This is a genomic window from Roseomonas sp. E05 (genome assembly GCF_030063475.1).
Lineage (GTDB): Bacteria > Pseudomonadota > Alphaproteobacteria > Acetobacterales > Acetobacteraceae > Pseudoroseomonas.
Genome location: NZ_JASIRT010000002.1, coordinates 43,165 through 69,473, shown reverse-complemented (window position 1 = coordinate 69,473; position 26,309 = coordinate 43,165). Strand labels below are relative to the sequence as shown.

Annotated in this window: 19 protein-coding genes; 9 read left to right on the top strand and 10 right to left on the bottom strand. The window is 71.6% G+C overall.

Going from position 1 to position 26,309, the window contains the following annotated elements; translation table 11 throughout:
* Positions 1–205: 205 nt before the first annotated feature.
* Entirely contained in the window at positions 206–406 is a 201-nt protein-coding gene (locus QMO56_RS02750) for a DUF465 domain-containing protein (RefSeq protein ID WP_283523787.1), read from the top strand.
* 124 nt (positions 407–530) lie between these two features.
* Here QMO56_RS02750 and QMO56_RS02745 read toward each other — a convergent pair whose 3' ends face one another.
* The 5 genes from QMO56_RS02745 to def all read right to left on the bottom strand — a co-directional run bounded on the left by QMO56_RS02745 (position 531) and on the right by def (position 4,679).
* Complete coding sequence (locus tag QMO56_RS02745; protein ID WP_283523503.1) at positions 531–1,646, bottom strand: OmpA family protein; 1,116 nt, start codon at positions 1,644–1,646, stop codon at positions 531–533.
* Positions 1,647–1,814: 168 nt separating this feature from the next.
* Complete coding sequence (locus QMO56_RS02740) at positions 1,815–2,969, bottom strand: 5-(carboxyamino)imidazole ribonucleotide synthase (protein WP_283523502.1); 1,155 nt, start codon at positions 2,967–2,969, stop codon at positions 1,815–1,817.
* Complete coding sequence (gene purE / locus QMO56_RS02735) at positions 2,966–3,421, bottom strand: 5-(carboxyamino)imidazole ribonucleotide mutase (RefSeq protein WP_283523786.1); 456 nt, start codon at positions 3,419–3,421, stop codon at positions 2,966–2,968. The genes QMO56_RS02740 and purE overlap by 4 nt, the downstream gene beginning before the upstream one ends.
* A 140-nt stretch (positions 3,422–3,561) precedes the next feature.
* Positions 3,562–4,146, bottom strand: a complete 585-nt coding sequence (locus tag QMO56_RS02730; protein WP_283523501.1) for a COQ9 family protein — start codon at positions 4,144–4,146, stop codon at positions 3,562–3,564.
* The gene (gene def, locus QMO56_RS02725) at positions 4,143–4,679 is read right to left on the bottom strand and encodes a peptide deformylase (RefSeq protein ID WP_283523500.1); all 537 of its coding nucleotides are present in this window, start codon (positions 4,677–4,679) and stop codon (positions 4,143–4,145) included. Before def ends, QMO56_RS02730 begins: the two co-directional genes overlap by 4 nt.
* Before the next feature lie 192 nt (positions 4,680–4,871).
* On the opposite strand from def, the gene rpsU reads away from it, so the two are divergent.
* The 4 genes from rpsU (at position 4,872) to QMO56_RS02705 (ending at position 11,610) form a co-directional block, all read left to right on the top strand.
* Positions 4,872–5,075: a 30S ribosomal protein S21 gene (gene rpsU, locus QMO56_RS02720; protein ID WP_007006360.1), complete on the top strand. Its 204-nt coding sequence runs from the start codon at positions 4,872–4,874 to the stop codon at positions 5,073–5,075.
* A gap of 300 nt (positions 5,076–5,375) precedes the next feature.
* Positions 5,376–6,515 (top strand): efflux RND transporter periplasmic adaptor subunit, encoded by a 1,140-nt coding sequence (locus QMO56_RS02715; protein ID WP_283523499.1) that lies wholly within the window; start codon positions 5,376–5,378, stop codon positions 6,513–6,515.
* 13 nt (positions 6,516–6,528) lie between these two features.
* The gene (locus QMO56_RS02710; protein ID WP_283523498.1) at positions 6,529–9,609 is read left to right on the top strand and encodes an efflux RND transporter permease subunit; all 3,081 of its coding nucleotides are present in this window, start codon (positions 6,529–6,531) and stop codon (positions 9,607–9,609) included.
* A gap of 402 nt (positions 9,610–10,011) precedes the next feature.
* On the top strand, positions 10,012–11,610 hold the full coding sequence (locus QMO56_RS02705; RefSeq protein ID WP_283523497.1) for a glycosyltransferase family 39 protein: 1,599 nt from the start codon (positions 10,012–10,014) through the stop codon (positions 11,608–11,610).
* Between the two features lie 10 nt (positions 11,611–11,620).
* On the opposite strand, the gene QMO56_RS02700 is transcribed toward QMO56_RS02705, so the two are convergent.
* The 3 genes from QMO56_RS02700 to QMO56_RS02690 form a co-directional block, all read right to left on the bottom strand.
* The gene (locus QMO56_RS02700) at positions 11,621–13,039 is read right to left on the bottom strand and encodes an MFS transporter (protein WP_283523496.1); all 1,419 of its coding nucleotides are present in this window, start codon (positions 13,037–13,039) and stop codon (positions 11,621–11,623) included.
* 142 nt (positions 13,040–13,181) lie between these two features.
* Complete coding sequence (locus QMO56_RS02695; RefSeq protein WP_283523495.1) at positions 13,182–14,705, bottom strand: MBOAT family protein; 1,524 nt, start codon at positions 14,703–14,705, stop codon at positions 13,182–13,184.
* 5 nt (positions 14,706–14,710) lie between these two features.
* Positions 14,711–15,628, bottom strand: a complete 918-nt coding sequence (locus tag QMO56_RS02690; protein WP_283523494.1) for a hypothetical protein — start codon at positions 15,626–15,628, stop codon at positions 14,711–14,713.
* Positions 15,629–16,339: 711 nt separating this feature from the next.
* On the opposite strand from QMO56_RS02690, the gene QMO56_RS02685 reads away from it, so the two are divergent.
* The 3 genes from QMO56_RS02685 (at position 16,340) to QMO56_RS02675 (ending at position 22,058) form a co-directional block, all read left to right on the top strand.
* A complete protein-coding gene (locus tag QMO56_RS02685; protein ID WP_283523493.1) occupies positions 16,340–17,836 on the top strand; it encodes an SH3 domain-containing protein in 1,497 nt (498 codons plus the stop codon).
* A 419-nt stretch (positions 17,837–18,255) separates the two neighbouring features.
* A complete protein-coding gene (locus tag QMO56_RS02680) occupies positions 18,256–21,555 on the top strand; it encodes a PAS domain S-box protein (RefSeq protein WP_283523492.1) in 3,300 nt (1,099 codons plus the stop codon).
* Positions 21,556–21,707: 152 nt separating this feature from the next.
* The gene (locus QMO56_RS02675) at positions 21,708–22,058 is read left to right on the top strand and encodes a hypothetical protein (RefSeq protein WP_283523491.1); all 351 of its coding nucleotides are present in this window, start codon (positions 21,708–21,710) and stop codon (positions 22,056–22,058) included.
* A 50-nt stretch (positions 22,059–22,108) separates the two neighbouring features.
* Here QMO56_RS02675 and QMO56_RS02670 read toward each other — a convergent pair whose 3' ends face one another.
* Together QMO56_RS02670 and QMO56_RS02665 are read right to left on the bottom strand one after the other, a co-directional pair.
* The gene (locus QMO56_RS02670; RefSeq protein WP_283523490.1) at positions 22,109–22,495 is read right to left on the bottom strand and encodes a VOC family protein; all 387 of its coding nucleotides are present in this window, start codon (positions 22,493–22,495) and stop codon (positions 22,109–22,111) included.
* An 87-nt stretch (positions 22,496–22,582) separates the two neighbouring features.
* Entirely contained in the window at positions 22,583–23,503 is a 921-nt protein-coding gene (locus tag QMO56_RS02665) for a GntR family transcriptional regulator (protein WP_283523489.1), read from the bottom strand.
* Between the two features lie 118 nt (positions 23,504–23,621).
* On the opposite strand from QMO56_RS02665, the gene acnA reads away from it, so the two are divergent.
* Entirely contained in the window at positions 23,622–26,273 is a 2,652-nt protein-coding gene (acnA, locus tag QMO56_RS02660) for an aconitate hydratase AcnA (RefSeq protein WP_283523488.1), read from the top strand.
* Positions 26,274–26,309: the final 36 nt, after the last annotated feature.

Below are 26,309 nucleotides of genomic sequence, written 5' to 3'. Positions count from 1 at the left end.
TGCGGTCCCGCGGGACGAAGCCGGCCTGCGAGGCGGCCGAGCCGTTCCGCGCGGAGCGGGGCCGGCAACCCTGATCCTCTCCTTCTCTGTCCCGGCCGCAACCGGAACGAGCCGGATGATCAGAGCATGCTGTGCGACCACGCCCTGGCATGATATGGCGCTTTCGCGTTCAGATGCGACTCAAACCGACCAACCCATGAGGCCCATCCTGGCCGACCGAGACAGCCTGCTCCGCCGCCTGCACGAGCTCCGCAGTGAGCACCGTGATCTGGATACCGTGATCGCGCACATGGAAGGCTCGTTGCTGGACCAGCTTCAGCTGCAACGGCTGAAGAAGCGCAAACTGAAGTTGAAGGACGAGATCGCCTGGCTGGAGAGCCGGCTGCTGCCTGACATCATCGCCTGAAGGACAGATCGCGGGCCGCCGGGCGGCCCGCCAGCGCACCGCCCGGCGGAAGCAGGGGAGGGCTGAAAGCAGAAGGGGCGCCTCGCGGCGCCCCTTCCCATTTCCGGCCGAAAGCCCGTGCTGCTTAGCGCAGCACGATCTCGACGCGGCGGTTCTGCGGCTCGCGCACGCCGTCGGCCGTCGGCACCAGCGGGCGGCTCTCGCCGAAGGCCTGCACGGTGATGGCGGAGCGGCTCACGCCCAGGCGGACCAGCTCGGCGGCGACCGCGTCGGCGCGGCGCTGGGACAGGCGCTGGTTGTACTGCGGCGTACCGGCGCGGTCGGCGTGGCCGGCCACCTCGATACGGGTGCTCTGCACGCGGCCGGAGTTCTGCGCGGCCTCGGCGATGATCTGGCGGGCACGGTCCGTCAGGTCGGCGCGGTCGAAGTCGAAGAACACCAGGTAGGTGCGGGCCGGAGCCGGGGCGGCGGCCGGAGCCGGGGCCACGACCGGCACCGGGGCCGGCGGGGTCGGCTGGTTGAAGGCGTAGCGCAGGCCCACGAAGACGGAGTGGTTGTAGTTCTCCGTATCAACCTTCGAGCTGGTCGCGACGCCGGTCGGACCGCGGGTGACCACGGTCATCTCCGGCTCCAGCGTGCCGAAGAAGCGGTATTCGGCAGTCAGCGCCAGGCCCGGCACGGCGGAGATCGGGAAGGCGAGGCCGGCGATGCCCTGGAAGGCGAACTGGCCGTTCTCGTCGTCGATCGTCACGCTGTTGACGTTGGCATTGCCCGGCGTGAAGCGGCTGCGGACGGTGTCATAGTCCGTCCAGGCATAGCCGACGCCAGCGCCCACATAGGGAACGACCGGCAGGCCGAGGTTGAAGTCATACAGCGCGTTCACCATCGCGCCATAGGTGCGGGCCGTGCCGCCGATCCCGGGCAGCGTGCCGCCGGCCGAGATGGTGTCCACGTCGTTCTGGCGGTAGTTGCCCTCGATTTCAGCACGCAGACCGTTGCCGAAACCCCAGCCGAGGCTCACCACGCCACCGAAGCCATGCTCGAACTCGATCTCGCCGAGAACGGTGTCATCGTCGCTGCCGACGTCAAAATCGCGGTCGTCAGGGGCCGTGATCTTGCCATTCTGGAGATAGTTGTAGCCGGCGCCGGCACCGACATACACGCCCGTGACAGGCTGCGCCTGAGCCGCGAGCGGCAGCGCCAGAACGGTCGCGGCCAGAAGCGCCTTCTTGAGGCTCATTAGAATTCTCCTCGATCCTTCAGAGGCATGCTCGCTGCGCTTGGTCACGAAGAAGTCGAGCCTTCGAGTCCGGGCGCCGCGTACAGACGATGTAGCACTCCAAAGGAAATAGCGCAGTATGTGCTGCTGTGATTTCTGCCACATGTGGCATGCGCGCCACAGTTGTTTTCAAGGCGTTACTCGCAATCTCGTGAGCATCGCCAGCGCTTCGGGCCCGCCCAGCGCACCCCGGGGTAGAAGGTGGTTGGCATGCCCCATCTTGCGCCCCGGGCGGGCGGCGGCCTTGCCATAAAGATGCACGGACGTGGCGGGATCCGCCAGGAGGTCCGGCAGCAGGGCCATCCCCCCAGGGCCGACGAGATTGCGCATCACCGCGTCGGAATGCCGCTCCGTACCCCCCAGCGGCAGACCCGCCACCGCGCGGACATGCTGGTGAAACTGGCTGGACTGGCAGGCATCCATCGTCCAGTGCCCGGAATTGTGGGGACGCGGCGCGATTTCGTTGCCCAGCAGGGTGCCGTCCGGCAGCAGGAAGAACTCCACCGCCAGCACGCCGATCAGTTCCAGCTCGGCCGCCACGCGGGCGGCGTGGCTTCGGGCGGCCGCCGCCACCGCCTCCGGCACACGGGCGGGAGCGAAGGAGAGGTCAAGGATGTGGTGGTGATGCCGGTTTTCCACCGCGTCATAAACCGCCGTGGCGCCATCTGCGCCGCGCGCGGCCACCGCCGAGATTTCCTGGGTGAAGGGCACGAAGGCCTCCAGGATCAGCGGCTTCGGCTCCAGCCGGGCGAAGGCGGCGGCGGCTTCCTCCGGCGCGCGCAGCACCGCCTGGCCGCGGCCATCATAGCCGAGCCGGGTGGTCTTGAGCACGGCGGGGAGGCCGATCCCGGCAATGGCCGATTCCAGCTCTTCCAGGCTCTCCACCGCGCGCCAGGGCGCGACGGGAACCCCGGCTTGGGCAAGGAAACGCTTTTCCTGCAGCCGGTCCTGGCAGATCGCCAGCGCCTTGCGGCCGGGCCGGCAGGGCACCAGTGGCGCGAGCACCTCCAGCGTGGCGGCCGGCACGTTCTCGAACTCGAAGGTCACCACGTCCACTGCCCCGGCGAAAGCGGCCAGGGCAGCGGCGTCCTCATAAGAGGCGACGGTCTGCGCGGCGGAAACCTGCATGCCCGGCGAATCCGCATCCGGCGCATAGACGTGACAGCGGTAGCCGAGTTCCGCCGCCGCCAGGGCGGACATGCGGCCAAGCTGCCCGCCGCCGAGGATGCCGATCGTGGCGTTTGGCGGCAGCGGGAAGCGGCCGGCGGTGCTGGCCTCGCTCATTCCGGCGCCTCCGCGACAGAGGCGGTCTGCTCGGCCCGGAAGGCCTCCAGCCGCCCGGCCAGGGCGGGGTCGGTGGTGGCCAGCATAGCGGCCGCGAAGAGCGCGGCGTTCACCGCCCCGGCCCGGCCGATGGCGAGCGTGCCCACCGGCACGCCGGCCGGCATCTGGACAATGGAGAGCAGGCTGTCCATCCCCTTCAGCGCATGGCTCTCGACCGGCACGCCGAGCACCGGCAGGCGGGTCATGGCCGCGGCCATGCCGGGCAGATGCGCCGCGCCCCCTGCCCCGGCGATGATGGCGCGCAGGCCACGCCCGGCGGCGGCCTGCGCATAGTCATAGAGACGCTGCGGCGTGCGGTGCGCCGAGACCACCCGGGTTTCGTGCGGGATGCCGAGGCGGGCGAGCGTCTCCGCCGCGTGGCGCATCGTCTCCCAGTCCGAGCGGCTGCCCATGATGATGCCGACGAGCGGCGCGGATTCGGTTTCGGTCACGCGCGGGATCCTGCAGCAGAAAAGGCCGGGGTGAGCGGCCTGTGCCGCGCCCCGGGCGGATTGTCCACCGCTTTTCTGCCCCTTCCCAACCCCCGGGGCGCTCAGGCCGCCTTGCGCCGGCAGCGCTGCAGACGGCCCAGTTCGCCGAGTCGGCGATCGAGGAAGGCGAGGGTCGGGGCGGCCTCGGAATCCGGGTCCTGCAGCCAGAAGCCCAGCGTGGCGGCATAGATCCCGGCCAGGGTGGCGCGCCGGGTGTAGAAGGAGACGTCGGCCGAGCTGTCGCCGGCGGCCTGCCACATGGCGTCCACCGTGCGGGCGGTGGCGCGGCTGGCGGCGCCCAGATTCCAGGGCAGAGCCAGCAGCGCCAGGGCACGGCGCACCGCCTCCTTGTGCGGCGCCTGCTGGCGCAGCCGGATGGCGATGAGCGTTCGGATGCGCGCGGGGATCCGCATGTCGTCGAGTCCGGCGCCGGCCGCTTCCGCCACCATGTCGCGGTCGGCCAGGTCGCACCAGGCCTCGACCATGCCGAGCGGCCCGCGCGGGAAGAGCCAGTCGGCCGAATCCGGGTTGCCGCCACGGGCGGCGAGTCCGGCACGCAGCGCCTCAGCACTCCAGCCGAGGCGCGGCACCTGCGGCAGCATGGCGCGCAGGGCAGCATCGCGCTCGGCGCTGCGCTCCAGGCTCATCGGGGCGGCTCCGCCTGCTGCTGCTGCTGCTGCTGCTGCGCGGCCGCAGCGGCGCGGGCCAACTCATCAGTGAAGCCGAACAGGGAAAGATCGCTCATCCGAGTCGGATAGAGGATGCCGTTCAGGTGATCGAACTCGTGCTGCATGACGCGGGCCAGCATGCCCTCCGCCTCGCCTTCGACCGCGCGGCCCTCGGCATCCAGGCCGCGGAAGCCGACGCGGGCGGCACGCTCCACATTGCCCCGCAGGCCGGGAATCGAGAGGCAGCCCTCCCAGCCGCGCTGGTCGGCCGCGGTCAGCAGCTCGATTTCGGGGTTGATCAGCGCCGCCACATCGTCGCCGTTGCGCCAGACGAAGATGCGCAGCGGCACGTGCACCTGCGGCGCCGCCAGGCCAAGGCCCGAGGCGTCGAGCATGGTTTCAGCCATGTTTTCAAGCAGGTCCTGGATTTCCGGCGCGGTGGGGTCGGCCACCGGCTCAGCGACCTGCAGGAGGACAGGGTGACCCATGCGGGCGATCTTCAGAATGGCCATGCGCCGTCTCCGTGGCAGGAAGCCTCACATTTGGTTGCCGGAAGGGCGCGTGGAAGGGCTTCCAATCCGGCGCGAAGGCGTGTTATTCGCTGCGCTCCTTGCAGGAGGCACCGGCGTCTGCCGGCGCTTTGCGTTTTTGCGTCCCCAATCACCCGGCTTTCAGGCCCTGGCTCAAAGAGGAGACCGCACAGCGTGCAGGTCGTCGTTCGGGATAACAACATCGATCAGGCCCTCAAGGCCCTCAAGAAGAAGCTGCAGCGCGAAGGTGTGTTTCGCGAGATGAAGCTGCGCCGCCACTACGAGAAGCCCTCTGAGCGCCGCGCCCGCGAGGCCGCCGAGGCTGTCCGCCGCGCCCGCAAGGTCGAGCGCAAGCGGCTGGAGCGCGAAGGCTTCTGATCGCCCCTTGCCCGGCGCGGCCGCCCCGGCATCGGGGCGCCCGCGGGGCAGGCGAAGGCCAGTGATAACCGCGCGGCGGGCAATTCGGCTCGCCTGTCGCGGTTTTCTTGTTCTGGTGGAAAGCTCGCGAAGCTTTGCACGCGGCCCCGCCGAGGCGCGGAGGAAACGGGCTTCCTTCCCCGGGCCGCCGCGCAGATGATCGGCGCAGGAAGAGAAAAGCAACACAGCGTAACGTCGCCTATGCCATCATGCGGTGCCGCATTAAGCGGGACTGAGCGCCCCCTGACTCGGGACATCACGATGGCATCGCGTTCGCATCTCCCCCTGCTGGCGGGCGCGCTCTGCGCCGCCCTTGGCCTCTCGCTGCATTCCGCCCCTGCCAGGGCGCAGAATGCCGGGGCGCCTGCGGTCCCCGTTGTCGTCAGCCCCGCCCAGCGCGGCCCTCTTCCGGTGGAGATCACCGCCAACGGCAATGTGGTCGCCGAGGCTTCGGTTTCCGTCCGCAGCCGGGTGGAGGGGCAGATCCGCGAGGTGCATGTGGCCGAGGGGCAGCGGGTGCAGCGCGGCCAGGTCCTGTTCACTCTCGACGCCCGCATGGCCGAGGCGCAGCTTGCCCAGCAGGAGGCGCAACTCGCCCGCGAGCGGGCGCTCGCGCTACGGGCGCGGCAGGATGCCACCCGTTATTCGGCCCTGCGGGGCGAGGGCTTCGCGGCCGCTCAGCGGCTGGAGCAGGCCCAGGCCGACGCCGCCGCCAGCGAGGCCACCGTCCGCGCCATGGAGGCGCTGGTCGCCCAGACCCGGCTGACGCTGGACTACGCCACCATCCGTGCCGAGATCGACGGCCGCCTCGGCGCCCTGCCCGCCAAGGAGGGCAATCTGGTGCGCGCGGGGGATAGCAGCCCGCTCGCCACCATCACCCAGACCGACCCGATTCAGGTGCAGTTCGCCGTCCCCGAGCGCTGGCTACCGGAGATCCAGGCCGCCATGCAGACCGGCCAGCCGGAGGTCGCCGCCCACCCGCCCGGCGACCGGCACGCGCCGGTACGTGGCAAGCTCGTCTTCGTGGACAGCCAGGTGGACACCACCTCCGGCACCATCCAGCTCAAGGCCCGCTTCGCCAATCCCGAGGGCCATCTCTGGCCCGGCCAGTATGTCAACGTGGTGCTAGTGCCGCGCGTCGAGCCCGACGCCCTCAGCGTGCCCGTGCAGGCGGTGCAGACCGGCAGCGAGGGCAGCCGCTTCGTCTATGTCGTGGATGGCGAGGGCCGCGCCCGGCGGCGCCCGGTGAAGCTGGAGCGCGTGGTCTCCGGCCGCGCCGTGCTGCAGGCCGAGATCGCCGCCGGCGAGAAGGTGGTGATCGAGGGCACGCAGCTCCTCACCGACGGCACGCGGGTGGCCGAACGCCCGGGCCGCCCTGCCGCGCCCGACCGGCAGAGCTGAGGAGCCCGCCGCGATGCACCTCTCCGAGCTTTGCATCCGCCGCCCGGTGATGACCGGGCTGCTGGCCGCCGCCGCCGTCCTGGCCGGCATCGTGGCCTATTTCCAGCTTCCCGTGGCGGCCATCCCAAGGGTGGACTTCCCGGTCATCAGCGTCTCCGCCCAGCTTCCCGGCGCCAGCCCGGAGACCATGGCGAACTCGGTGGCGCTGCCGCTGGAGCGCGAGTTCTCCACCATCGCCGGCATCGATCAGATGTCCTCCACCAGCGGCCAGGGCACCACGCAGATCACGCTGCAGTTCGTGCTCGGCCGGGACATCGACGCGGCGGCGCTGGACGTGCAGTCCGCCCTCTCCCGCGCGCAGCGCCGGCTGCCGCAGGAGATGACCACCCCACCCTCCTTCCGGAAGTCCAACCCGGCCGACGCGCCGGTCGTGCTGCTGAACCTGCGCGGCGGCGACGTGCCGCTCTACCGCCTCAACGAGGTGGCGGCGGTGCTGATCTCCCCTGCCCTCTCGCGCATCCCCGGCGTGGCGCAGGTGATCACCTATGGCGAGCAGAAATACGCCGTCCGGGTGCAGCTCGACCCGGACCGGCTGGCCGCCCTGGGCCTCGGCTTCGACGAGGCGCAGCGCGCCATCGCGGCGGCCAACAGCAATACCCCCGTCGGCACGCTGAACGGCCCCCGCCAGCAGCTCACGCTGCGCGCCAACGACCAGTTGCAGGACGCGCACGAGTTCGGCCGGCTGATCATCGGCGGCCGCAACAACGTGCCGATCCGGGTGCAGGACGTCGCCAAGGTGGTGGACGGGGTGGAGAACAACCGCCTCGCCGCCTGGATGAACGGCACCCGTGGCCTGACCCTGGCGGTGCAGCGCCAGCCGGACGCCAATACGGTGGACGTGGTGGACGGGGTGAAGGCCGCCCTCCCCGCCCTGCAGGCCGCCCTGCCCCCCGGCGCCGAGCTGACGGTGATGCTCGACCGCTCCGTCTCGATCCGCGAAGCCGTGCATGACGTGCAGCACCACCTGATGATCGCCGTCGGGCTGGTGGTGCTGGTGATCTTCCTCTTCCTGCGCAAGCTCAGCGCGACCCTGATCCCGGGCGTCGCGGTGCCGATCTCGCTCGCCGGCACCTTCGGGCTGATGTACGCGCTGGGCTACGGCATCGACAACATCACCCTGCTCGGCCTGACGCTGGCCGTCGGCCTGGTGGTGGACGACGCCATCGTGATGCTGGAAGCGATCGTCCGGCACATGGAGGAGGGCATGAAGCCCTTCGCCGCCGCGGTGCGTGGCGCGAAGGAGATCGGCTTCACCATCATCTCCATCACCCTCTCGCTGATCGCCGTCTTCCTGCCGATCCTGCTGATGGGCGGCGTGGTGGGCCGCGTCTTCAACGCCTTCGCCGCCACCGTCTCGCTGGCGGTGATCGTCTCCTGCTTCGTCTCGCTGACGCTGACGCCGCTGATGGCCAGCCGCCTGCCGGCGCATGGCCGCCCCTCCCGCTTCGACGCGGCGCTGGAGGCGGGCTTCCGCGCGGTGGAGCGCGGCTATGGCTGGCTGCTGGACAAGGCCCTGCGCTTCCGCCCGGCGGTCTGGCTGGTGTTCCTGGCCTCCATCGGGCTTTCGGCCTGGCTCGCCATCGCCATCCCCAAGGGCTTCTTTCCCGTGGAGGATACCGGCCTGCTCAGCGTCGGCACCCAGGGGCCGCAGGACACCTCCTTCGACGACATGGCCACGCGCCAGGCGCGGGTGGCCGAGATCATCGCGAAGAACCCGTCGGTGGAGCTGGTCAATTCGATCATCGGCATCAGCGGCACCAGCGGTGCGCTGAACCAGGGCCGCATGTTCGTGCAGCTCAAGCCGCGCGCCGAGCGCCCGCCGGTCGGCGAGGTGATCCAGCAGCTCCGGCGGCAGACCGCCGGCATCCCGGGCATGCGGGTCTTCCTCAACCCGATCCAGAACCTGAACTTCGGCGCCCGCTCCTCCCGCACCCTCTATCAGTACACGCTGCAGGGGCTGCGGGCGGATGAGCTGTACGACTGGTCGGAGCGGATGACCGAGGCGCTGCACAAGCTGCCCGAGCTGCAGGACGTCAACAGCGACCTGCAGATGGCTGCGCCGATCCTCTCGGTGAACGTGGACCGCGACCGCGCCGCCGCCCTCGGCGTCACGGTCGATCAGGTGCGTCAGGCGCTCTATTCCGCCTATGGCGCACGGCAGATCAGCACCATCTTCGGTGCCTCGGACAGCTATGCCGTCATCCTGGAGGCGCTGCCGCGGGACCAGCAGGACGAGGCAGGGCTCACCAAGGTCTATCTTCGCTCCTCCTCCGGGCGGCTGGTGCCGCTGGCCGGCATCGCCACCATCGAGCGGCGTGTCGGCCCGCTGACGGTGGCGCATCAGGGCCAGCTCCCCGCCGTCACCATCGGCTTCAACACCGCCCCCGGCGTGGCGCTGGGCGATGCCACCCAGGCCATCGCGCAGGCCGAGCGGGAACTCGGCCTGCCGCCGACCATCGTCTCCGGCTATGCCGGCACGGCGCAGATCTTCCAGGAGGCCTTGGCCGGCCAGGGCATGCTGCTGCTGGCCGCCGTGCTGATCATGTATGTGGTGCTGGGCGTGCTCTACGAGAGCCTGGTCCATCCGCTGACCATCCTCTCCGGCCTGCCGCCCGCCGCCCTCGGTGCGCTGGCGACGCTCTGGCTTTTCGGGCTGGAGCTCTCGGTCATCGCCGTGATCGGCGTGCTGCTGCTGATCGGGCTGGTGAAGAAGAACGCCATCATGGTGGTGGATGTGGCGCTGGCCCGGCAGCGCGCCGGCGACGACCCGCTGACGGCCGTGCGCGAGGCCAGCATCCTGCGCTTCCGCCCGATCATGATGACGACGCTGGCCGCCGCCGCCGGCGCGTTGCCGATCGCCGCCGGCTGGGGCGCCTCGGCGGAGTTGCGGCAACCACTGGGCCTCGCGGTGGTGGGCGGCCTGGCCGTCTCGCAGGCGCTGACGCTGTTCGTGACGCCGGTGCTGTTCCTGGCCTTCGAAGGGCTGGCGCGGCGCTTCAGCCGCAGCCCGGCGGTGCCGCAGGCGGCCGAGTAAGCGGGCGCGGCGTCGCGCCGCGCTTTCCGCCCCCGAGTACAGGCTCTCCGCCGCCTGCCGCCCTGCCCTCTCCGGATCGCAGCGCCGGACGAGCGGCGCAGGCGCACGCGAAGCCTGTCTAATTTTTTGTGGTGATCTCGATTATATATGCGCCCCCAAAATTGGTCCGACGCTGCAGGAAACCTGCTCAAGATCTTGGTTTCAAAGAGATTATCCCCAGAGAGCCGCAACGGTCGCAAACAAAGATGTGCATTGCGGACAAAGATTGAACATTGATCCAATTATCTGAACCTGGCCGGCAGCCTCCGTGCGGCTACCAGCCACGTGGCCATCGGGTCGGTGGAGTCGTAAGACATGAATGACGTGCCTGGGATCGCAACCTGGCTCAGAGGCTCTGGCGCGATGCCCGAGGAAGCCGGCAAGCTGCCGCGCCGCGCCGCGCCGAAGCCGTGGCGCACCGGCGCGCGGCTGGGGGTGCGCTGGTGGCTCGGCGCGCTGGCCTGCCTGCTGGCGGCGGCGCTCGTTCTGCGGATCCCCGCATTCTTCCCGGTCGGGCTGACACCGGATGAAGGGCTCTACATGGTGCAGGCGCGCGAATGGCTGCGCGGCGGCTGGCCCTACGTCGCCGTCTGGGACATGCACCCGCTGGGCGCGCCCGCCCTGTTCGCCGCCACCTTCGCCCTGCTGGGCGAAAGCCTGTTCAGCATTCGCCTGCTCGGCGTCTTCTCAGTCACCGCGACTGCCCTTGCCCTGATCCTGGCGGTGCGGGCGGCCGGCGGCTCGCGCGGCACCGGCTTCGCCGCCGGGCTGATCTATGGCGGCCATTCCCTGCTGCTGAACGGCTCTCCCACCAATACCGAAATTCTCTTCGCACCCTTCGTCACGCTGGGCATGGCGGCGGCGCTGCGCAGCTGCCGTCGGCTCCTCCAGGGCGGCGCCCCGCCGGGCTGGCAGGACATGCTGCTGATCGGCCTGCCGATCGGCCTCGCCCTGGTGATCAAGAGCATCGTGGTGATGGAAGGCTCCGCGGCCTTCCTGCTGGTTGTCGGCGTGGCCTGGCGCTGCGGGGCCCTGTCGGTGCCGCGGCTGCTCGGCCTGGCGCTCTGCTATGCCGTGATCTGCGCCACGCCGACGCTGCTGGCGGGCCTGCCCTATCTGCTTCGGGGCGAGCTGGCCGCCTATGTGCATGCCAACTTCGTCGCGCCGGCGCATTACCTCTCGGACGGCGCCTCGCGCTCCGAGGCGCTCCGCCAGACCGCCCTCGCCCTGCTCGGCTGTGCCTGGGTCTTCGCCCTGGGGGCGGTGGCGCTGCTCACCCTGACCTGGAAGACCAGCCGGGAGCGGCGCCCGGTGGCCGCCTGGCTGCTGGTGCTCGCCGGCCTGCTCTGGTTCGCCGCCGCTACCCTCGGGGTCATCGCGCCGCGCAAATTCTACGACCACTACTTCCTGACCTGGCTGCCGCCGCTCGCGCTGCTCGGCGCCGTCGGCGCGCGGCAGCTCGCACGCAGCCTGCAGCCGGCCCCGGCGACCCTCGCCTTCGCTGTGGTGGTGCTGACCGCAACACTCTCGCCCTGGTCCTCAGGCCTGGCCGAGCGGGTCCGCACCGGCTTCGGGCTGCGCAATCCGGTGGTGGAGGTGGCGAAGAGCGTCGCTGCGGCGATCCGCCCGGGTGATCCGATCTACGTGGTGAACGAAGATCCCATCATCTACATCCTGGCGCAGGCCGCCGTACCGACCCCTTACGTCTTCGCAGAACATCTCGCCGATCAGACGGACAGCCGGCTGGGCGAGGAGTCCAATCCCGCGATGATCGACCAGGACGCGGAGGTCGCGCGCATCCTTGGCGAGCGCCCCCGCGCCATCGTGCTGCATCGTGGCCGCTGGGCTTTCCTGCGCCCCCGCTCCGCAGCGCTGATCGCCGAAGCGCTCGCGAACGACTATGTCCAGGCGGGCATGGTGGAGGCGGCGGGCGGCACGGTGGAAATCTGGCGCCGCCGCTGAGCGCGGCTTCTCAACGCCGCCCGCGGACGATCCCCGCGCCGACATCCTTCGGCAGCCGGGCGGCCAGCGGCGCGGCGCTGAGGGTCAGCAGCGCGCCCACCAGGAAGCCGGCGGTGAAGTCCGGCATGGCCGCCATTGTCCGCCCGCCCAGCGCGACGCTCGTCTGCAGCACCGCCGAGGCCACCGCCACCCCGAGCGCCTGCGGCAGCTGCTGCGCCGTGCTGTAGAGGCTGGTGGCGGCCGAAAGCTTCTCCTGGGGGACGTCGGCATAGGCCAGGGTGTTGAGCGTGGTGAAGTGCAGCGAGCGGAACAGGCCGCCCACCAGCAGCACCATGAACACCGCCGCCGTCGGCCAGCCCGGCCGGAAGGCGGCGCAGGCGGCGATCGCCGCCGAGGCACAGACCGCGTTCCAGACCAGAACGTTGCGGAAGCCGAAGCGGCCGAGCGCGAATTTCGCCATCGGCTTCATGGCGAAGGCGCCGAGCGCGGTGGCGAAGCTGATCATGCCGCTCTGCGCCGCGCTGGCGCCGAAGCCGAGCTGCAGTGTCAGCGGCACCAGGAAGGGCACCGCCCCGGCGCCCACGCGAAAGATCACCCCCGCGACATTGGGGACGCGGAAGCTGGGGATGGCCATCAGGCTGAAGTCCAGCGCCGGGTTCCGCGCCCGCAGGCAGTGCCGCACGGCGATGACGGTCAGCACCAGCCCGAGCACGAGCATTCCCTCCGCCACGCCGCCCGGCACCAGGCCGCGGCCGAGCGTCTCGAAGGCGAACATCAGGCAGGCGAGCGCGGCGCCGACCAGCGTCAGCCCGCGCAGGTCCGGCGGCGGCGGCAGGCTGGCCGGCAGCGCGGGGATGATGCGCCAGACCAGCAGGAGGCCAAGCAGGCCCACCGGGATGTTGATCCAGAACACCGCCCGCCAGGAGATCAGGTCGGTCAGCAGGCCGCCCACCGGCGGGCCGAGCAGCGGGCCGAGCAGGCCGGGCATGGTCAGCCAGGTGGTGACGGAGAGAAGCTCCTCCTTGCGGATGCGGCGCAGCAACAGCAGGCGCCCGACCGGCACCATCATCGCCCCGCCCAGGCCCTGGAGCACGCGCGCCGCCACCAGCTCCGCCAGCCCGCCGGACAGGCCGCACAAGGCCGAGGCCAGGGTGAAGGTGGCGATCGCCCCCATGAAGACCTGCTTCGCGCCGAAGCGGTCCGCCACCCAGCCGCTGAGCGGAATGAAGACGGTGAGCGCCACCAGGTAGGAGGTGATCGCCACCCCCATCACCAGCGGGTCCTCGCCGAGCGAGCGCGCCATCGCCGGCAGGGCGGTGGCCACCACGGTGCCATCGAGGTTCTGCATGAACAGGGCGCTGGCCACGATGGCGGCCATCACCCGGGGATCGGGAAGCTTGGGCTCGGGGGGTGTCGAATCGTCACGCACGCGCTCAGGCTACGCCGCGGCGGCGGCGGCGGCCATGACCCACCGGCGGCGGGCCGCAATGCACGCCGCACGGGGCCCCGGCCTCCGGGAGGCTCCGCCTCCCGGCCCCTCCGCCAGAAACCTGAGGTTCCCGGACCTCCCCTCAGAACTGGAAGTAGACGAACTCCTTGACGTCGGCCATCAGCGCCAGGGCGAGCAGGAAGGCGGCCGCGGCGGTGCAGGCGGAGGCGACGCGCGGCCGGAAGCGCAAGGCGCGCCAGCGCTGCGGCTCGTCTGGCGCCGCCGCCCGGCCGTCCACGATCTCCTGCGTGTTGGGCGCGGCAAAGATCACCAGCAGCGCGCCGCCCAGGATCAGCAGGCTCAGCGTGCCGCTCAGCAGCGCCATGCCGCCGGTGATCGCCACCACCCCGCCCGGGCCGTCCTGCAGCGCGGCGCCGAGCAGCGCGGCCGTGCCGGGCTGCAGGGTGCCGTTCAGCCCGGCCATGCCGCCCAGCACCGCCATCGCGGCGCCAAGGTCCGGCGCGGCGAAGAACACCCAGGCGACCATCACCGCCAGCAACGTCAGCGCCTGCGCCGCGCGCGGGCCGAGACGCCCGCCCTGCCCGGCCGATCGCCAGGCATGGTTCGCCAGCAGATAGGCGCCGTGCAGCCCGCCCCAGATCACGAAGGTCCAGCCCGCGCCGTGCCACAGCCCTCCCAGCAGCATGGTGACCATCAGGTTGGCGTGCCGCCGCAGCGCGCCGCGCCGGCTGCCGCCGAGCGCGATGTAGACGTAGTCCCGCAGGAAGCGCGACAGCGTCATATGCCAGCGGCGCCAGAAGTCGATGATGGAGGTCGCTCTGTAGGGCGAGTTGAAGTTGTAGGGGAACTGGACGCCGAACATGCGGGCGAGGCCGATCGCCATGTCGGAATAGGCGGAGAAGTCGAAATAGAGCCCGACGGAAAAGGCGACCGTGCCGAGCCACGCTTCCAGCAGGCCGGGCGGCACCGCCGCCGCGCCCTGGAAGACTGGCGTGGCCAACGCCCCGACGGGATCGGCGATGACGAGCTTCTTGAGCAGCCCGATGGCGAAGAAGGCCACCCCCGCCGCCACGTCCTCCGGCTGGAAGCGGTAGATGGCGCGCCGGTGGAACTGCGGGATCAGTTCGTGGTGGTGCACGATCGGGCCGGCGATCAGGTGCGGGAAGAAGGTCACGAACAGCGCATAGTCGAGGAAGCTGTAGTCCTCGGCGCGGCCGTTCCGCGTGTCCACGAGATAGGCGATCTGCAGGAAGGTGTAGAAGGAGATGGCCAGCGGCAGCACCACGCCGCCGACCGCGAATTCCAGCCCGGTCAGCGCCGTGACGTTGTCGGCGATGAACAGCGCGTATTTGTACCAGGCGAGCAGGCCGACATTGGCTGCGACGCCGAGCAGCATCAGCGTCTTCGCCTGCCCCGGCGCGCGCGCGCGGATGGCGCCGATGCGCCGGCCCAGCGCATAGTTCACCAGCAGCGAGCCGAGCAGCAGGCCGAGATAGGTCAGGCTCCACCAGCCGTAGAAGACCAGCGAGGCCGCGAGCAGCCAGAGCCGCGCCGGCCGCATGTCCCGCAGGCCGCCAAGCAGGAAGAACCCGGCCAGGGTCACCGGCAGGAAGAGCAGGATGAAGACGTGGGAGTTGAACAGCATGGCGCTCAGCTCCCCGCCTGTCCGGCCATGGCGCGGGCGATGAACTCGGTGAAGGGCGTATGGTGGGGATAGAGGAGATGCACCGGGTCGGCGAAGCGCTCGTCACCCCAATCCAGCGCACGGCCATCCAGCAGCAGGGTCTCGGGTTGCCGCAGCGCCGCCCGCATGTCGCGCAGCCAGGTCTCGACCAGGGTGCCGTCAGGGTCGAAACGCTCGCCCCATTCCGGCATCACGGGCAGACTGGCAACGACCAGCCGCGCCCCCCGTGACGTCACCGCCTCCTCCAACGCGGCGAGCCCCTCGTAGCAGACCGGATCGAAGGCCGGCGCGGGGCGCCAGAAATGCGGCTTGCGCAGGATGCTGGAGCCGCGGCCGTCCAAGGCGACGGCCTCCGGCCCGGGCGGCAGGTTCTCCTGCTCGATCGCCTCGCGCGCCAGATAGATCGGGCGGAGGCCGGTGATGTAGGGCAGCCAGGAGGGCACCTCACCGCCGAGATAGGCGCCGCCGAGATGCGGGTCGAAAAAGGCGCGCTGGCTGGCGGGGCAGGCCTCGAAGTCGCGCGGCGCGACGACGGCGAGCACCGTGTCCACCCGCGGCATGCGCTCCAGCAGAAACTCGGCCATATAGGCGGTCTGGTCGATATGCAGGTAGCAGGGCGCGGCATTGAGCGCCCGCGTGCCGGGCAGGCGCCGCTCCAGCAGCGGCATGTCCAGGTTGCGCCAGGTGGCCGAGGAACCGATGGCGAAAAGCGTGAACTGCTCGAGCGGCACCTCACGCAAATAGGCGAACTTCTCGTCGATGCACCAGGTGGCGGCGAGTGGCGGCGGCGGCAGCAGCCCCTTGCGTGCCAGCGCCACATGCGCCGCAGCGGCGGCGGCGATCCCGCCCAGCACCAGCAGCAGGAAGGCAGAGAGGAAGCGCATGGCCGGCCGGCCGGCGCGGCGCGGCGCCCGGTCGGCGGAAGCGGTTCCGTTGCGCAGGGAAGATCCTTGATCGGACACTGTCGGCCCCTTCGGTCGGGCGCGCATGCAGCAGAGCTGCGCGGCGCATCTCGGTTCGGGTCGGCGGAATCGGAAGAAGCGGGCGCCATCGCATTGGCGGCGCACAGGGTCGTCGGTGTGGAGGGAGTGGACTCGACGCGGCGGATCAGCCCCGCCGGAGGCAGGCGATGCCTGCCCTTTCCTGGCCACGCGACGACTGGAACGGGTGATCTATGGCGGACTGGCCGCCCCGGAGGCGGTCGCCGGGAAACATGGATGTTCCATGGAATTTTTCTAACATTATGGACAGAATTGCTCAATCGGCACTCTGCGCCCAGGACGCGTTGTACGGACACGTTCATGGGAGCAATACCCTCCGGTCACCAGGTCAGGCTTTCGGCCTGCTCGCCAGAGAGTTCCTCATGACCTTCCGGCAGTCCTAACGAGGATGTGAGGATGGCCTGCACCTCACGGACAAGAAAGCGGTCGCGAGGCCGAACAATTCACGGCAAGCTCGGCCTTGCCTTTTGCTTCCGTGGTGCGGCGTCTCTCTCGCGGGGAGCGGCGCGGTGCTGGCAATGATTTGCACGCGATCACGGTCACTCCGCCAAGCCGGCGTCTTGACGCGGGAATCTTCTGTGCGAAGGGTTCGCCATGCTCTCCCGCCTGCATACGCCTGACAGCTCCCAGCCCCGCCCGGGGGCCGATTCTGCCGGACCGGCGCGGCAAGCACGCCCCGCCCCGCCGAAGCCGGAGCTGCCGAAGCCTGCCCCCGAGCCCGCGACCGCGCAGCATCCGCTTGATCCTGCGCTCACTGGCGAGTTCGGCCCGCAGCCCGCCACCAGCGAGCGCCGCCGCGCCATCCTGCCGCAGGCCCGCGCCGCCCTGCAGGACCCGGCCCTGCGGCAGGCCTACGAAGCTTTCGTGCGCGCCGCCACCGACCTCGCCGAGGCCGGCATGGTGTTCGAAATGGTGCATCGCAGCGGCCCGGACGGGGAAATGGCCCCCCGCGAGCCGCGTGGCCTCTCCGTGGCGGCGGTGCCCGAGGCAGGCATCGAGAAGGACTGCCTCACGGTCGTGCTGATGGGCGTGGGTTTCTGGGAATTCCTGCCCGGCTTCTTCTATGGCAGCGAGCGGGTGATCGAGGGCCGCCGCATCGCCATGGATGTCGGCAGCTTCCGCTTCGTCGAGAGCACGCCCTCCGGCGATGCCGAGATCGTCGGCCAGACCGAGGCCGGGCCGCTGGCGCAGTACATGCGCATCGACGTCAGCGGCGATGGGCTGCTGAAATCGCTGGCCATCAGCAATGCGGCGTTGGGAGGCGCCTTCGTCGTGGCCTATCGCGCCTATATCGAGGTGCTGGCCGGCTGCCCTTACAAGATGCTGCATCCCTATCGGCAGCTCAGCGCGCCCGTCGCCGTGCCTGCGGCCAGCCAGGTGCAGCCGCAGCAACCGCAGCCGCCGCGGCCTGCGCCCCCGCGCCCGGCGGCCCCCCTGAGCGCGCGCCGCTCCACCCCGGAGCCTGGCCGCCACCCCGGCCTGGTCTGGGGCTGGCTGGCCGTGCCTCCCGCCCTGGCCGCCGCCTATCTGCTGGGAATGCTGGCCACCGGCCAGGACGCCCCGCCCGCCCCCGCCGTGCCCGCGCGGCCGCCCGCCGCTGAAGCGCCGCCGCCGCGCGCGCTGCCGGCCGAGCCCGAGCGCCCCGCGGCGCCGCCCACCGCGCCGGAAGCAACCCTGGCCACGCCGCCCTCGTCGCGCGGCGGCGAGGCGGATCTTCCGCTGCCGCCCCCGCCCGCGCCTCCCCCACCCGATCTCGCCACGGGGGCACCCAGCCCGGCCCCCGCGCCCAGCCCGGCGCCGGTGCAACCCGAGCCGGCGCCGTCCTCACCCCCGGCCGCCCAGACTCCTGCCAGCGAGCCGCCCCCGGCTGCCCAGGCCCCTGTCAGCGGCCAGCTCGGCGGCATGTGGCGCCCCGGGATCGTCACCCAGGACTCGAACGTGCGCGCGGCGCCCTTCGGGGGAGCGCCGATCCTGCGGGTCGTGCCGGGCGGAACCCCGGTCCGCATCATCGAGAACAGCGAGGGCTGGCTGCGTGTCGCCTTGCCGGATGGGACCATGCTTGGCTGGGTTTATGGCGGCCTGATCCAGTAGGGGGCAGGCCAGGCGCCTGGGGCGGCGAGTTCCTCGCCTCCGGCAGCGAAGGAGACTGGTGCTCGCGCCGCCACCGGCGGCGAATCCCATGCGGGCTACCCCGATGGGGTCATGATTCTCTGCCTCAACGGCCCACGAATCCGTTACACTTCCCAGCACGCCGGGGAAGGCAGCAGAGACTCCCGCCCCGGCCAGCTTTTACGGGACCGCCCGAAGGGGGCTCAGCGCAATGCGCGGCGTGCGTCGCGCGTCGCAAGGAGGCCACAAGGCGGCTCCGCCCTGCGGGGGAAGCGGCGATCGCGGGTACACACAGTCCGGGGAGGTCCAGAAGTTTCCATGGGGGACATGCCCGGCTCTCCTGCCCTACAGAGTCCCGCCAAGGTGTGGCCCGGCCTGCGGGGTGGCCGCGGATGATAGGGTTGCGCTCCTCATCGGCCGCCACCGGGGCGCAGCACCCCGCCCGGGGTGGGCGATCCGGCCCGCCAGGAACACCCGGCGAGGCCGCCTTCGGCGCACTGGCGCAACTGGCCGCCGACGCCTTCGATCTGTCGATGGCCGCCATCCATCTGCCTCCCGGGGCGAGGCCGGCCGTGCTGGCCTGGGTCGGGCTGCATCAGGCCGACCTGCCGGAGGCGGCCGCCTTCGCCGCACGGGTCCTGCGCGAGGCGAAGCTCCTGGTCGTGACCGACGCCGGGCAGGGTCCCCGCCGGGCCACGAATTCCCAGGCGGCCGGCGTGCCGGCCATCCGCTTCTGCGCGGGGGCACCGTTGGAGCGGGAGGGGCAGCCGGTCGGCGCCCTCTGCGTCTTCGATACGCAGCCACGCCCCGGCGGCCTGAGCGCACGGCAGGTCCGGCTGCTGCGGGGCCTCGCTGCGCAGGCCAGCACTCTGCTCGCGCCGCAGCGCGGCGCCGAACCCGCGGTGCCGGGGCAGCCCCGCTCCGCCAGCGCATCCGAGTACGCCATCATCACCACCGACCTGGACGGCCGCGTGACGGGCTGGAACCCCGGCGCGGAGCAGCTCTTCGGCTGGAGCCGTGCGGAGATGCTGGGGCGCGGCATCAGCCGCCTCTTCAGTGCCGAGGATGTCGAGGAAGACCGGCCGCAGGCCGGGATGCGCCGGGCTGCCGAGGAAGGCGCGCGCGCAGAGCACGACCGGCGCCTGCGGCAGGATCGCGGCCGCTTCTGGGCCGGGAGCGAGGTGACGTCGCTGCGCAGTGCGGAAGGCGAGCATGCCGGCCACGTCAAGATGCTGCATGCCGGCGGCGAGGCGCCGCGGACGGCGGACTACGAAACGCTCCTCGCCGCCCAGCAGGTGGTGATGCGCGGCCCTGGAAGCGCACTGACGATCTGGCGGGCGGTGGTCTCCGCCGCCATGGGGGTGATCGGCGCGGCGGAAAGCGCCTGCGTGGAGACGCCGGAAGGTGACGAGCTGATCTACCGCGCGGTGGGCGGTCCCTGCGCCGTGGGGACGCGCATCCCCCGCCAGGGAACCCTGTCCGGCCGCTGCCTGGACGAACGCCGCATGCTGCTGTGCAACGATGTCCTGGCCGATGCGCGCCTCGACCACGCCCTGCACCGGAAGCTCGCGATCAGCGCGGTCATCGCCGTGCCCGTGCCACGCCGCGACGGCTTCGCCGCGGTGCTGAAGCTGGCCTCCAGCCGGCGCGACGCCTTCACCGAGCAGGATGCCGCGCTGGCGCAACTCCTGGTCGGCATCATCAGCGGCGGCTTGAGCAGCCTGGCCGAGGAGCACTTCCTCCAGGCGCTGCGGAACAGCGAGACGCGGCTGCGCCTGATGGCCGACAGCGTGCCGCAGATCGTCTGGCAGGCGGACGCGGAGGGGCGGCTGGACTTCCTCAACCGGCGCTGGACGGAGTTCACCGGCCTCTCGGTCGAGGAGGGCCTCGCGGGCCGTTGCCTGCTCGACCTCCTGCATCCCGACGACGTGGCGCCGACGCTGGATGCCTGGCGGGAAGCGCAGGCGGCGGGCGGCGGCTTCCGCGTCAACCACCGCCTGCGCACCGCCACCGGCGACTATCGCTGGCTGCTCACTGTCGGCGAACCCCACCGCGACCCGCATACCGGCGAGATCCTGCGCTGGTTCGGCGGCTCGACCGATGTGGATGCGGAGCACCGCGCGCAGGAAACCATCCGGCAACTCAAGGACACGCTGGAAGAGCGCGTCGAGGAGCGCACCCGGGAACGCGACCGCATCTGGCGGCTCAGCCGCGACATGCTCGGCATCGCCGATGCGCGCGGCACCCTGCTCAGCGTCAACCCGGCCTGGACGCGGATTCTCGGCTGGGGCGAGGCCGAGCTTCTCGGGCGCAACCCGGACTGCCTGACCCATCCGGAGGACCGCGCGGCGATGCATGCCGAGATCGCGCGCCTCCTGGCCGGCGAGGAGGCGCTGCACCACGAGAGCCGTCTGCGCACCGCCTCCGGCGACTATCGCTGGGTCTCCTGGAGCGCTTCCGCCGAGAGCGGGCTGCTCTACCTGGTCGGGCGGGACGTCACGGCGGAAAAGGACCAGGCGCTCGCCCTGGCCCAGGCCGAGGAGCAGCTCCGGCACTCGCAGAAGATGGAGGCGGTGGGCCAGCTCACCGGCGGGCTGGCGCACGACTTCAACAACCTGCTCGCCGGCATCATCGCCGGGCTGGAGATGCTGCAGACGCGCGTCGCCCAGGAGCGGTTCAAGGAGCTGGACCGTTACATCCGCCTCGCCCGCGGTGCCGCCGACCGCGCTGCCGCCCTCACCCATCGCCTCCTCGCCTTCTCGCGGCGGCAGGCGCTCGATCCCCAGCCGACGGACCTGAACCGGCTGGTAAGGGAGATCGAGGAGCTGATCCGCCGCACCGTGGGGCCGGCCATCAGGGTCGAGATCGCCACCGCCGCGGATCTCTGGCTGACGCACTGCGACCGGCACCAGATCGAGAACGCCCTGCTGAACCTCTGCATCAACGCGCGCGATGCCATGCCGGACGGCGGCCGGCTGGTCATCGGCACGGAGAACGCCGATTTCCGCTATGGCAGGCCGCCGGCGCGGGACCTGAAGCCCGGGCAGTATGTCGCCCTCCGCGTGACCGACACCGGCACCGGCATGCCGCCGGAGGTGGTCGAGCGCGCCTTCGACCCCTTCTACACCACCAAGCCGCTCGGCCAGGGCACCGGGCTCGGGCTCTCCATGGTCTACGGCTTCGCGCGGCAGAGCGGCGGGCAGGTCCATATCGCCAGCGAGCCGGGCCGCGGCACCATGGTGGAGATTGACCTGCCGCGCTACCGCGGCACCGCCGGCGATCAGGGCAGCGGCAAGGGCGCGGCACCCCTCGGGCGGGCCCGGCGCAACGAGACCGTGCTGATCGTGGATGACGAACCGGTCATCCGCATCCTGATGGCGGAAGCGCTGCGCGAGGTTGGCCACACGGTTCTCGAGGCGCAGGACGGGGCGGCCGCCCAGCTCATCCTGGAAGGGGATGCACGGGTGGATCTGCTGCTGACCGATGTCGGCCTGCCCGGGGGAATGAACGGACGGCAGCTCGCCGATGCCGCGCGGGTGCGGCGCCCCGAGCTGAAGGTGGTGTTCATCACCGGCTTTGCCGAGAAGGCGGCAGTCGGCAGCGCCACGCTGGACCCTGGCATGGAGGTGATGACCAAGCCCTTCACCATGCGGGACCTCGCGGCGAAGATAGGCGCAGCGCTGCGGCGAAGCCGGCGCTGACCGCCGCCCGGACCGCGCCGGCCTCGCCGCAGCGCCTGGGTTCATGGCACGGCCCCTCCGGGGGGGGGGCCGGCGGAGCGGGAGGCGCGCATGACCATCATCCTGACGCTGCTGGACCTGGCGGGCATCGTGGCGCTGCTGCTCTGGGGGGGGTGCTGGCCTCGGCGCTGGGCGGGCGTGGCGTGGTGGGACCGGAGGCGGTGCTGGTGCTGGGCGCCAATCTCGGTCTCGCCGCCTCGCTGTTCCTGACCGAGGATCAACGGGCGGCGCGGCGGCTGGCGGAGGAAAAGGAGCAGTTCCGCACCATCGAGCTGGCGGCGATGCAGGCGCATTTCGCCGCCCTGCGTGGCGGCCGTGGCGGCCTCGCCGAGGTGGATACGTTGCACCTGGACCTGATCCGCGACCTCAAGCGCGTCAACGCGCATCTGGTGGAGGCCGCGGCTTATCCGGTGCTGCGCAGCGCGGGTGCCCTGCTGCCGACGCGGGTGGCGCCGGAACCCTAGTGTCCTGATCGCACAGTCCTTCGGACTACGCGAACTTCGCGATCGGGACACTAGCCGGCGCTGCGCTCCAGCAACTCGATGCGAACGCCATCCGGGCCCTCGATGAAGGCGATCTTGATCCCGGGGCGCGGGCTGCTCGGCTCGGCGAGGAAGCGCACGCCCCTGCCCTTCAGCTCGGCGACGATGCCGTCGAAGCCGGTGACGGCGAGGCCGATATGCTCGATGCCGACAAAGGGCGCGGGCGGTGCCGCCACCGTGCTGGCCGGCACCTGCTCGATGAACAGCGCCAGGCCGCCCAGGTCCATGACGATGCGCAGCGCCTCGCCGTTCTTCACCCGGGTGACCTCGGTGGCCTCCAGCACCTCGGCGTAGAAGCGGGCCGCCGCCTCCGGGTCGGGGCTGCGGAGATGGATGTGATCGCTCTTGAAGCGTGCCATGCGGCGGTTCCTTCCGTGGGGTGGGACTGGCGGATTCGCCCGGCGAGTGTCCCGGCGATCGGGCCGGATGGGAAGCCGCCGCCGCGTTCAGGCACCGCCGCGCGGTTCCGGCAGCCCCTGGGCCAGCAGGCGGTCCTTGGCGGCGCGGCCGGCGTCGAGGTGCCGCCGCATCAGCGCGGCCGCGGCCTCCATCTCCCTTGCCTCCACCCGGTCGAGGATGGCCAGGTGCTCGCGGAACTGGCTCACCAGCCGCTCCTGGTCGGCGGCGATGACATAGCCGATCAGCCGCCGCAGCCGCGTCAGGCGCTGCGCCGCATCGGCGAAAAAGCGGTTGTTGGAGGCCTGCATCAGCGCCAGGTGGAAGCCGGAATTGGCCTCGAAGGCCTCACGCGGCCCGAGGCTGCGGGGGTCCCGCGCCGCCAGCGCCGCCTGCTCCCGCCGCAGCCGCGCGGCGACAGCGGCCGGCAGGGCGAAGCCGGGGTCCAGCAGCGCCGCGGGCTCGATGGCGCGACGGAAGCGGTAGGCCTCGTCCTGGCCCGCCTGCCCCTCGATCAGCGGCAGGAAGCGCCAGCCGCCCGCCGGGCTGCGCTCGATCCATCCCTCGCCCGCCGCCTGTTGCAGCACGCGCTCGATGACGGCGCGCGGGGCGCCGTAGCGACGCGCGAGATCGGCGGCGCCGACCAGCTCCGGCAGTGCGCCGGCCAGCCGCTCCCGCGCCAGCCGCCAGTAGAGGCGTTCCGCCTCCGCTTCCTCCGCATCCAGCGGAATGGCCGCCTCGCCCGCCTCGGGCAGCCGCCGCAGCACCAGCCGGCGCGCCTCCCGCTCCAGCACGCCCAGTTCGGCCAGCAGGGCAATGGCGCCGCGCACCGGTGCGCGGGAGGTGCCGACGGCGCCGGCGAGCATGGTCTCGGTCAGCCGCAGGCCGGGCTCGGCCGCACTGGTCCGCAGATGCGCGAGGATGGCGCGGGCGAGCTTGCGGTGCAACGTGACGGCAGGCGGACGCGACATGAAAGCCCCGGCGGATCGGCGGCGCGGGCGACGCATGCCGCCACCGCCTTGTGCCTTCTATACCGATAAACTACAGGATGCCAGCGATGCGGCCGCCGAGGCCCGCCCCGGAGGAAGCATGCCGTCCAGCCCATCCGCCGTTCCCACCACCCTTCTGGAGGGCATCTTCGGCCGGTGCCGGATCGTGGACCTGCGCGCCGCCGCCGGCCCTGCCCTGACGCGCATGCCCTGGTGCCACCGCGTTCTGCTGGAGAACCTGCTGCGGCAACCCGAGCCGGAGGTGCGCACCACCGGCCGCCAAGCGCTGCTGGACTGGCTGGAGACCGGCACCAGCGCGGCGGAGATCCCCTTCGCGCCGCTCCGCATCCTGATGCACGACACCACCTGCGGCCCGGCGCTGGTGGACATCGCCGCCATGCGCGACGCGCTGGCCGAGGCCGGCGGCGATCCCGCCCTGCTCAACCCTTCCGTGCCGGTCGCGACCTCGACCGACCACTCGCTGGCGGTGGACATCTCCGCCGCGCCGGATGCGCTCGCGTGCAACATGGCGCGCGAGATGGAGCGCAACGCCGAGCGCTACCGATTCATGAAGTGGGCGGCGCAGGCGGTGCGCGGCTTCCGCGTCTTTCCGCCGGGCACCGGCATCATGCACACCATCAACCTGGAGCGGCTGGCCACCGTCATCACCACCGAGCAGCGGGACGGCGCCACCTGGGCGGTGCCGGACACGCTCGTCGGCACCGATAGCCACACGCCGATGATCAACGGCATCGGCGTGCTGGGCTGGGGCGTCGGCGGCATCGAGGCCGAGGGGGTGATGTTCGGCGTGCCGGTCTCGCTGCGGGTGCCCGAAGTGTTCGGCGTGCGGCTGAGCGGCGCGCTGCCGGAGGGCAGCTTCGCCACCGACTTGGCGCTCGCGGTGACGGCATTGCTGCGCAAGGCAGGGGTTGCAGGCGAGTTCGTCGAGTTCTTCGGGCCGGGGCTGGGCTCATTGACGGCCGGGCAGCGCGCGGTGGTGGCCAACATGGCGCCGGAATACGGTGCCACGACCGGCATATTCCCGATCGACGGGCAAACCCTGGCCTATCTGCGCGCCACCGGGCGGGACGCCGCACAGGTCGCCCTGGTCGAGACCTATGCGAAGGCGCAGGGCCTCTGGCACGACCCGGCCAATGCGCCACGCTACACGAGGACCCTGGAGCTGGACCTCTCGACGCTGGGCCCTTCCCTCGCCGGGCCGCGCCGGCCGCAGGACCGCCTGGCGCCCGCCGAAGTGCCCGCCGCGCTGGCGGCGAACGGCACCGCCGCCAGTGGCGAGCCGTCCGGCGGCATTCCCTCCGATGCCGTGGCGATCGCGGCGATCACCTCCTGCACCAACACCTCCGACTTCGCATTGCTGGCCGCCGCCGGGCTGGTGGCCCGGCGCGCGCGGGAACGGGGGCTGGCGGTGCCGGACTGGGTGAAGACCTCCCTCACCCCCGGCTCGCCCTCGGCCGAGCGGCGGCTGCGGCGGGCGGGGCTGCTGGCGGACCTCGAGGCGCTGGGCTTCGGCATCGCCGGCTATGGCTGCGCCACCTGCATCGGCAATTCCGGCCCGCTGCTGCCCGCCCTGCAGCGGGCGATGGAGCAGAACGGCCTGAAGCCGGTTGCGGTGCTCTCCGGCAACCGCAACTTCCCTGGCCGCGTGCACGCGCAACTGGAAGCGGGGCTGCTCGCCTCCCCGCCGTTGGTGGTGGCCTATGCGCTGGCCGGCAGGGCGTGCCTCGACGTCACCCGCGATCCGCTGGCGCGGGACGCCGGCGGGCACCCGGTCTTTCTGCGCGATCTCTGGCCGCACAGCAGCGAGATCGAGGCCGCCACCGCCGGGCTCGACCCGGCCGACATCGCCCAGGCCGGGGCCGCGGCCGATGCCTCCGCCAGCTGGGCGGCGCTGGAGGCCCCGGCGACGCCGCGCTTTCCCTGGGACCCGGCCTCGACCTATCTGCGCCGTCCGCCCTTCGTGCGCTTCGCCCGGGGTGAGGCTGCGGCGAGCGGCACACTGCAGGCGCACCCCTTGATGGTGCTCGGCGACGACATCACCACCGATCACATCTCCCCCGCCGGCGCCATCGCGCCCACGAGCGATGCGGCGGCCTGGCTGGTGGAGCATGGCGAGGACCCGCGCGACCTCAATGTCTATGCTGCCCGCCGCGGCAACTGGGAGGTGATGTTGCGCGGGCTGTTCGTGAACCGCACGGTGGTCAACCATCTGCGCGCCGGGCTGAAGCCGGGCCAGACGGTGTTTGCCCCCAGCGGCGAGGTGCTGCCGGTCTGGCGTGCCGCCGCCCGCTATGCCGAGGCCGGGCTGCCCGTGGTGCTGCTGGCCGGCGAGCGCTACGGCACCGGCTCCTCGCGCGACTGGGCGGCGAAGGGCGCGCAGCTGCTCGGCGCCCGCGCGGTGCTGGCCAGCAGCTTCGAGCGCATTCACCGCGCCAACCTGGTGGGCATGGGCGTGCTGCCGCTGAAGCTCCCCGCCGACTGGCACCCCGAGGCGCTGGGTCTCGCACCCGGCGACACGATCGAGCTGCGCTGGGATCTGGCGGCGCTCGCGCCGCGTGCGGAGGTTCCGATCGTCCTGCGGCGTGCCTCCGGCGAGCGGCGGGCGGCGGTCGCCACCGCCCTGCTCGACACCGCCCGCGAGGTCACGCTGGTGCAGGCCGGCGGCATGATCCCGCTGATTCTCCGCCGGGCACTGGAGGCCAGCCGGGCCGCTGCAGCTCGCCCGGCCTGACCGCCGGGCCGGCTGCAGCGAGGCGGCCGCCGGGCA

Bases quoted from the DNA above. Each gene is read 5' to 3' on its own strand.
- QMO56_RS02745 (WP_283523503.1), bottom strand. From the start codon at position 1,646: ATGAGCCTCAAGAAGGCGCTTCTGGCCGCGACCGTTCTGGCGCTGCCG.
- QMO56_RS02740 (WP_283523502.1), bottom strand. From the start codon at position 2,969: ATGAGCGAGGCCAGCACCGCCGGCCGCTTCCCGCTGCCGCCAAACGCC.
- purE (WP_283523786.1), bottom strand. From the start codon at position 3,421: ATGGGCAGCCGCTCGGACTGGGAGACGATGCGCCACGCGGCGGAGACG.
- QMO56_RS02730 (WP_283523501.1), bottom strand. From the start codon at position 4,146: ATGAGCCTGGAGCGCAGCGCCGAGCGCGATGCTGCCCTGCGCGCCATG.
- def (WP_283523500.1), bottom strand. From the start codon at position 4,679: ATGGCCATTCTGAAGATCGCCCGCATGGGTCACCCTGTCCTCCTGCAG.
- QMO56_RS02715 (WP_283523499.1), top strand. From the start codon at position 5,376: ATGGCATCGCGTTCGCATCTCCCCCTGCTGGCGGGCGCGCTCTGCGCC.
- QMO56_RS02710 (WP_283523498.1), top strand. From the start codon at position 6,529: ATGCACCTCTCCGAGCTTTGCATCCGCCGCCCGGTGATGACCGGGCTG.
- QMO56_RS02705 (WP_283523497.1), top strand. From the start codon at position 10,012: ATGCCCGAGGAAGCCGGCAAGCTGCCGCGCCGCGCCGCGCCGAAGCCG.
- QMO56_RS02695 (WP_283523495.1), bottom strand. From the start codon at position 14,705: ATGCTGTTCAACTCCCACGTCTTCATCCTGCTCTTCCTGCCGGTGACC.
- QMO56_RS02690 (WP_283523494.1), bottom strand. From the start codon at position 15,628: ATGCGCTTCCTCTCTGCCTTCCTGCTGCTGGTGCTGGGCGGGATCGCC.
- QMO56_RS02685 (WP_283523493.1), top strand. From the start codon at position 16,340: ATGCTCTCCCGCCTGCATACGCCTGACAGCTCCCAGCCCCGCCCGGGG.
- QMO56_RS02670 (WP_283523490.1), bottom strand. From the start codon at position 22,495: ATGGCACGCTTCAAGAGCGATCACATCCATCTCCGCAGCCCCGACCCG.
- QMO56_RS02665 (WP_283523489.1), bottom strand. From the start codon at position 23,503: ATGTCGCGTCCGCCTGCCGTCACGTTGCACCGCAAGCTCGCCCGCGCC.
- acnA (WP_283523488.1), top strand. From the start codon at position 23,622: ATGCCGTCCAGCCCATCCGCCGTTCCCACCACCCTTCTGGAGGGCATC.